Below are 4,771 nucleotides of genomic sequence, written 5' to 3' on the forward strand. Positions count from 1 at the left end.
GTCTTCGCCTCTCCCCGCGCTTGTCCGCCGAAGCTTTAGCGAAGGCGGATGCGGGGAGAGGCCGGAATTTGCGAGAGCAAATTCCGGGTGAGCGGGAGTCTCCGCGAGTCCGACTGCTGCCGTCCCCGCGGAGACTCCCCCTCACCCCACCCTCTCCCCGCAGGCGGGGCGAGGGAGAGCAGGCGCCGGTGCGCCCCCCGCTAGGCCCGATTTGAACCCGATCCTCGCTCCCCGCGACAATGGTGAAAACCTGACGTCACGGAGCCTTATGCCATGTGCGGTACGCGTCCTTCCGCGCAAACCTTCCCGTTTGCCAAAACCTCGCTTCGCGCTTTGCTGCTCAGCGCGGCGATAAGTCTTGTCCTTGCCGCGCCGGCCTCGGCTGGCGTCGATTGCGTGATGGGCAGCAAGGCCGAGCCCGCCGAGCTGATCCCGGCGTGCAGCGCCATCATCGATCAAGCCACCAATCCGAATTCCGACCGCGCCGCGGCGCTGCTGGTGCGCGCCGACGCCAATGCGCGGACATCCGGCGGCCTCACGCAAGCCCTCCGGGATATAGACCGCGCCATCGCGCTCGACGGCAAGAATGCACGTGCCTGGCGCCTGCGCGGCGACCTGCTGCGCGAGGCCGGCGGCGATCTCGGCCGCGCCGCGGCCGACCTCAGCAAGGCGATCGAGCTCGATCCGCAGGATGCCGAAGCCTATGAGCTGCGCGGCGTCGTCTACACCAATCAGCGCCGGCTCGACCGCGCGCTGGCCGATTACGACCAGGCGATCAAGTTGAAGCCGGACTATGCCCAGGCCTGGTCCGATCGCGGCGCGACCTATTATCTCGGCGGCGACAACGAGAAGGCGGTCCGCGATCTCAGCGAGGCGCTGCGGCTCGACCCCAACCGGCCGCGCAGCTACACCAATCGCGGCGCCGCCTACAAGAAGCTCGGCCAGCTCGACAAGTCGGTCGCCGACGATGGCGAGGCGATCAGGCTCGATCCCAAGGTGCCGGAATATTACGACAATCGCGGCCTGTCRCTGGCCGCGATGGGCGAGTACGACAAGGCGATCGCCGACTACGACCAGGCGCTGCGACTGGCGCCACGGCCGAATTTTTTCACCAACCGCGGCGATTCCTACCAGCTCAAGGGCGAGCTCGGTGCGGCGCTCAGCGACTACGAGGCCGCGCTGAAGCTCGATCCGAATTTCGCGCAGACCTACAACAACCGCGCCGTGCTCTACAAGAAGATGGGCGAGCGCAAGAAGGCGCTGGCCGACTATGAGACCGCGCTGCGGCTCGATCCCGGCAATGACAACGCCTCCGCCGGCCGCCGCACCATGATCGCGGAGATCGCGAAATTCGGCGCCGAGCCGCCGCGCCCGCTGAATGCGGGCACCGGCAACGGCCCGTCGTTCGATTGCGCGACCGCGAAGCGCGAGGTCGAGAAGGTGATCTGCGCCGACCCGCAGTTAGGGGTGCTCGACCGCCAGATCGCCGAGACCTATGAACGCGTGCTGAAATCCGCCCGCGCCCGCTCGGCCGGCGAGCTCCGCCGCACCCAGCGCGATTTTCTCAGCCTCCGCAACGCGAGCTTCGGCCGTCCCGGCTACGATCTGAGGAAGGTCATGCAGGAGCGGTTGCAGCGGTTGAATGCGATGGAGAGCTAGGCTGGTTTCTTCGCCTCTCCCCGCTTGCGGGGAGGGGCCGGAATGCGCGCGAAGCGCGGATTCCAGGTGAGGGGGAGTCCCCGCGGGTCGAACTCTCACCGTCCCCGCGGAGACTCCCCCTCACCCCAACCCTCTCCCCGCAGGCGGGGCGAGGGAGCGCACCGCCCGCGCGGCAGCAGCGTCCTCCGCCGAAAGGCACCACCCTTTTCAGCTTGAACCGCAGCCCGTTCCCGGGAAAATACCCCGCAAACAAGGCTGGCCCTTGATCCTGGTCATGGCGGGACTTCTGTCCTGTCGTCAGGTCAAAGCCGGACAAATAAAGGGAACGGGAGCGCTTGCATGAATGTCCGGGGAACGAGTCGTTATCACGAGGTCCATGCGCGCTCGCTGGCCGATCCTGCAAGCTTTTGGGCCGAGGCGGCCAAGGAGATCGACTGGATCGAGCCGCCGAAAAAGATCTTCGATCCCTCGCAGGGCGTCTACGGCCGCTGGTTCAGCGGCGGCGTCGTCAACACCTGCTACAACGCGCTCGACCGCCACGTCGAACGCGGCCGCGCCGACCAGGTCGCGCTGATCCATGATTCGCCGCTGACGGGCTCGGTCACCAAATTCACCTATGGCGAACTGCTGGGCGAGGTGCAGGCGCTCGCCGCCATCATGCAGGATTTCGGCGTCGCCAAGGGCGATCGCGTCATCCTCTATATGCCGATGGTGCCGGAGGCCGTGGTCGCGATGCTCGCCTGCGCGCGCATCGGCGCGGTGCACTCCGTGGTGTTCGGCGGCTTTGCCGCCAAGGAGCTCGCCACCCGCATCGACGATGCGCAGCCGAAGCTGATCCTGTCGGCGAGTTGCGGCGTCGAGCCCGGCCGCATCGTGCAGTACAAGCCGCTGCTCGACGAGGCGATCAGGCTTGCCGGCAGCAAGCCGAAGGCCTGCATCGTGCTGCAACGTCCGCAGCTCACCTGTGACCTGACGCCCGGCCGCGATTACGACTGGGCCAGCCTGCGCCGCAAGGCGATGAACGACGGCAAGAAGGCCGCTTGCGTGCCGGTGGCCGCGACCGATCCGCTCTACATCCTCTATACGTCGGGCACGACGGGCATCCCGAAGGGCGTCGTGCGCGACAATGGCGGCCATCTCGTCGCGGTGAAATGGTCGATGTTCAACCTTTACGGCGTCAAGCCCGGCGAGGTCTGGTGGTGCGGCTCCGACATCGGCTGGGTGGTCGGCCACAGCTACATCGTCTACGGGCCGCTGCTGCATGGCGCGACGTCGATCATGTATGAGGGCAAGCCGGTCGGCACGCCCGACGCCGGCGCGTTCTGGCGGGTCATCGCCGAGCACAAGGCGGTGGCGCTGTTCACCGCGCCGACCGCGTTCCGGGCGATCCGGAAGGAGGATCCGGACGGCAAGTTCATCCGGCAATACGACCTCTCGACATTCCGCACGCTGTTCCTCGCCGGCGAGCGCGCCGATCCGCCGACGGTGGAATGGGCGGAGCAGCAGTTGAAGGTGCCTGTGATCGACCATTGGTGGCAGACCGAGACCGGCTGGTGCATCGCCGGCAATCCGGTGGGCTTGGGCATGCTGCCGGTGAAGCACGGCTCGCCGACGGTGCCGATGCCGGGCTACCAGGTCGACGTGGTCGACGAAGCGGCAAAGCCCGTCGGTCCCAACACGATGGGCTCGATCGTCATCAAGCTGCCGATGCCGCCGGGCTGCCTGCCGACGCTGTGGAATCAGGATGCGCGCTTCAAGGAGGCCTACCTCACCGAATTCCCCGGCTACTACAAGACCTCCGACGCCGGCTACAAGGACGAGGACGGCTACGTCTTCGTCATGGGCCGCACCGACGACATCATCAACGTCGCCGGCCACCGGCTGTCGACCGGCGGCATGGAGGAGATCCTGGCCTCGCATCCGGATGTCGCCGAATGCGCCGTGCTCGGCGTCAAGGATGCCATCAAGGGCGAGGTGCCCTGCGGCTTCCTGGTGCTCAAGGCCGGCGTGAAGCGCGCACCCGCCGAGATCGAGAAGGAGATCGTCGCATTGGTGCGCGACAGGCTCGGCCCCGTCGCCGCCTTCAAGCTCGCGATCACCGTCGGCCGCCTGCCCAAGACGCGCTCCGGAAAGATCTTGCGCGGCACCATCAAGAAGATCGCCGACGGCGAGTCCTGGACCATGCCGGCGACCATCGAGGACCCCAAGGTGCTGGACGAGATCGGGGAGGCGCTGAAGGGGAGGGTGTGAGGTTTCCGTCGTCATTCCGGGGCGATGCGAAGCATCGAGCTACGGTGCGCGATTGCGCACCTGAGAATCTCGAGATTCCGGGTTCGGTCCTGCGGACCGCCCCGGAATGACGGCGCTTAGACTTACATTTTCCTCATTCCGGGCTAAACAGTGCGGCCAACAAAGGACCCTTGATGCAACTCGCCACCGTGCCGCGCCTGCTCGCCGCCGCATTGCTCGCCATCGCTGTCTCCGCCTGCTCGGCGCGCTACCAGACGCCGGTGGCGATGGGCGGTGACGACGACGATGCGGTCTGCCAGAGCCGTGGCTATGCGCAGGGCTCGCCGGAATACGTGGCCTGCCGCAAGGACCGCGACGTCCAGCGCAACGCAGCGATCACCCGCTCCGACCGCCGCCAGCGCGATCTCGGCGAGTACATGCTGAACCATCCGGAACGGCCGTAGGCGCGCGCTGTTTCTCTCGTGTCGTCCCGGCGAAGGCCGGGACCCATACCGCGGAATCCATCGGTCGCGGACGGTAGAAGTACCGAACTGCGAGGCTTCGCCAAACTACTCCCTGTGGTTATGGGTCCCGGCCTTCGCCGGGACGACACTGAGGGTGTGGCGCGAGCGCGCTGCCTCTCAACAGCGGAGAGGCACAACAAAAACGCGGCAGGTCACCCCGCCGCGTTCAGATCGCATTCAACAGGCGAACAGAGAGCGGAGCCTTACTCCTCCTCCTGGTCCTGCTTCTTGCCGCCCAGCGTCTTCAGCTTGGCGAAGACGGCGTCGACGTTGAGGTCGTCGCTGGATTTCTCGGCCGGCTCGAACTCGTCCTTCTTGGTGGTCTCGGAGGCCGGCAGCAGCGTCGCGCCGCCATAGGC

Annotated in this window: 3 protein-coding genes and 1 pseudogene; 3 read left to right on the top strand and 1 reads right to left on the bottom strand. The window is 66.7% G+C overall.

Features of this window, described 5'->3' with window-relative positions:
• Window positions 1-273 precede the first annotated feature (273 nt).
• The 3 genes from ACXJL8_RS34335 (at window position 274) to ACXJL8_RS34345 (ending at window position 4,352) form a co-directional block, all read left to right on the top strand.
• Window positions 274-1,659: a tetratricopeptide repeat protein gene (locus ACXJL8_RS34335; protein WP_456623614.1), complete on the top strand. Its 1,386-nt coding sequence runs from the start codon at window positions 274-276 to the stop codon at window positions 1,657-1,659.
• A 339-nt stretch (window positions 1,660-1,998) separates the two neighbouring features.
• A complete protein-coding gene (locus tag ACXJL8_RS34340; protein WP_456623613.1) occupies window positions 1,999-3,909 on the top strand; it encodes a propionyl-CoA synthetase in 1,911 nt (636 codons plus the stop codon).
• Window positions 3,910-4,082: 173 nt separating this feature from the next.
• Window positions 4,083-4,352, top strand: a complete 270-nt coding sequence (locus tag ACXJL8_RS34345; protein WP_456623612.1) for a hypothetical protein — start codon at window positions 4,083-4,085, stop codon at window positions 4,350-4,352.
• Window positions 4,353-4,615: 263 nt separating this feature from the next.
• Here ACXJL8_RS34345 and ACXJL8_RS34350 read toward each other — a convergent pair.
• A pseudogene (locus ACXJL8_RS34350) lies at window positions 4,616-4,771 on the bottom strand (DUF1013 domain-containing protein); the annotation flags it as partial.

The sequence above is a fragment of the Bradyrhizobium sp. P5_C11_2 genome (assembly GCF_054049755.1).

Excerpts from the sequence above, each read along its gene's own strand:
- ACXJL8_RS34340 (WP_456623613.1), top strand. The coding sequence starts at position 1,999 with ATGAATGTCCGGGGAACGAGTCGTTATCACGAGGTCCATGCGCGCTCG.
- ACXJL8_RS34345 (WP_456623612.1), top strand. The coding sequence starts at position 4,083 with ATGCAACTCGCCACCGTGCCGCGCCTGCTCGCCGCCGCATTGCTCGCC.